The 1,885-nt window shown below is 63.9% G+C and carries 1 protein-coding gene; it reads left to right on the top strand.

What is annotated here, in order from left to right; all coding sequences use genetic code 11:
* The first annotated feature begins 251 nt into the window (after positions 1 to 251).
* Positions 252 to 1,844, top strand: coding sequence for a flavin-containing monooxygenase (locus AC1DWT_RS51175; RefSeq protein ID WP_477926258.1), 1,593 nt, complete (start codon positions 252 to 254; stop codon positions 1,842 to 1,844).
* Positions 1,845 to 1,885 lie beyond the last annotated feature (41 nt).

Genomic DNA, 1,885 nt, shown 5'->3' with positions numbered 1-1,885 from the left:
CGACCAACACCGTGTGGCACGGCAGCGCTCGGCCGTCGAGACTCGTGCTTCCCGTCATTCGACGGACGGCGTGATCGACCCTGCCGTGCCCACGACGAAACCGTCATGGACGTCGGTGACACCGCTGAGCACACCGAGTCAGTCAGCCCAGCAGTGGCGTACGTGAGGGACGGACACATTCGGCGGCAACGTCACATGCGTCTCGTCGCGCTCTGAAAACTGAAGTATTTCGACCTGTGAAAGGTGTGGTTATGAATACGGTGGATTATGACGCTGTCGTGGTCGGTGCTGGAGCGGGCGGCATTTACGCTGTCCACAAGCTGACCCAGGAAGGGTTGCGGGTCATCGCTTTCGAGGGTGCGCCCGAAGTGGGCGGGGTGTGGTACCACAACCGATACCCGGGAGCGCGGGTCGACATCGAAAGTTACTTCTACTGCTTCCCGGACGAGGATCTCTACCCCAAATGGACCTGGAAGGAACGCTACCCGGCTCAACCCGAAATTCTGGCCTACCTGAATTTCGCCGCCGACACCTGGCGAGTACGCCAACACATCCGCTTCTCCACCTGGGTCACCGGTGCACAGTGGGAGCCCGCAGCGAACCGATACCGCGTCACCACCAGTGACGGCCAGTCGATCACCGGACGCTACCTGGTCATGGCCTCCGGCCAGCTGTCGAAGGCACGCACCCCCTCGTTCCCGGGCCTCGAGAACTTCCGCGGCCGCTGGGTGCAGACCTCACACTGGCCCACCGACCCCGTGGAGACCGCCGGTAAAAGAATCGCCGTCATCGGAACAGGCTCCTCCGGTGTTCAGGCCGTGCCGGCACTCGCGGGTGACGCCGAGAGCGTCACCGTGTTCCAGCGCACCGCGAACTACTCGGTACCCGCGCAGAATGTTCCCCTCGACCAGCAGAAGTACTCCGACTACGCCGGCCGCGTCGCCGAACTGCGCGAGACGATCCTGCACCACCCGACCGGTTCGGACATTCCGCTCGGCGCCGGATCGGCGCACGACTTCACCCCGGAAGAACAACAGAGACTGCTGAGGGAACGCTGGGCGCGCGGCGGACACACGATGAACGCGGTCTTCTCCGACCAGGGCACCGACATCCATGCGAACACCATCGTGGCCGACTTCGTCCGCGAGCGTGTGCGCGAGATCGTCCGCGATCCGGACACGGCGGAGTTGCTGACCCCCCGCGCCTACCCCATCGGCTCGCGGCGGCTGTGCGTCGACACCGGCTACTACGAGGCATTCAACCGAAGCAACGTACACCTGGTCGACGTCAACAACGACTCCATTCAGCGCATCACCCCCGACGGAATCCGCACCCGGGACCACAACTTCGAATTCGACCTCATCGTGTTCGCACTGGGCTTCAGCGCCTTCACCGGCGCCCTCGACGAGGCGAACATCCGCAACGAATTCGGCGAACAACCGACCGACCGCTGGGAACGCGGACCACGCACCCTGCTCGGGCTCATGACCCGCGGATTTCCCAACCTGTTCCTGCTCACCGGCCCCGGAAGCCCCTCGGTGCTGGCCAACATGATCCTCGACAACGTCCAGCACGTCGACTTCGTCGCCGACCTGCTCCAACACATGAACGAGCGCGGATACACCCGAGTCGAACCCGAAACCCACGCCCAGGACGAGTGGACAGCACACGTCGCCGAAGCCGCCTCCCACCTGCTCCGACTCAACGTCGAGAACTACATGGTCCACGTCAACCGCGACGACGGCAGCAGAGTCTTCATGCCCTACGTCGGCGGACTCGACCGCTACGTCGACACATGCGACAAGGTCGCCGCCGACGACTTCACCGGCTTCACCTTCCACTGAACCCGCTTCACCTTCCACTGAACCCCGACACGAACGAACCG

The sequence above is a fragment of the Rhodococcus sp. P4_B6 genome, assembly GCF_056402215.1.
Note: the sequence above shows the minus strand (reverse complement) of the source record. Positions and strands in the feature narration are given on the sequence as shown.

Excerpts from the sequence above, each read along its gene's own strand:
- AC1DWT_RS51175 (WP_477926258.1), top strand. The coding sequence starts at position 252 with ATGAATACGGTGGATTATGACGCTGTCGTGGTCGGTGCTGGAGCGGGC.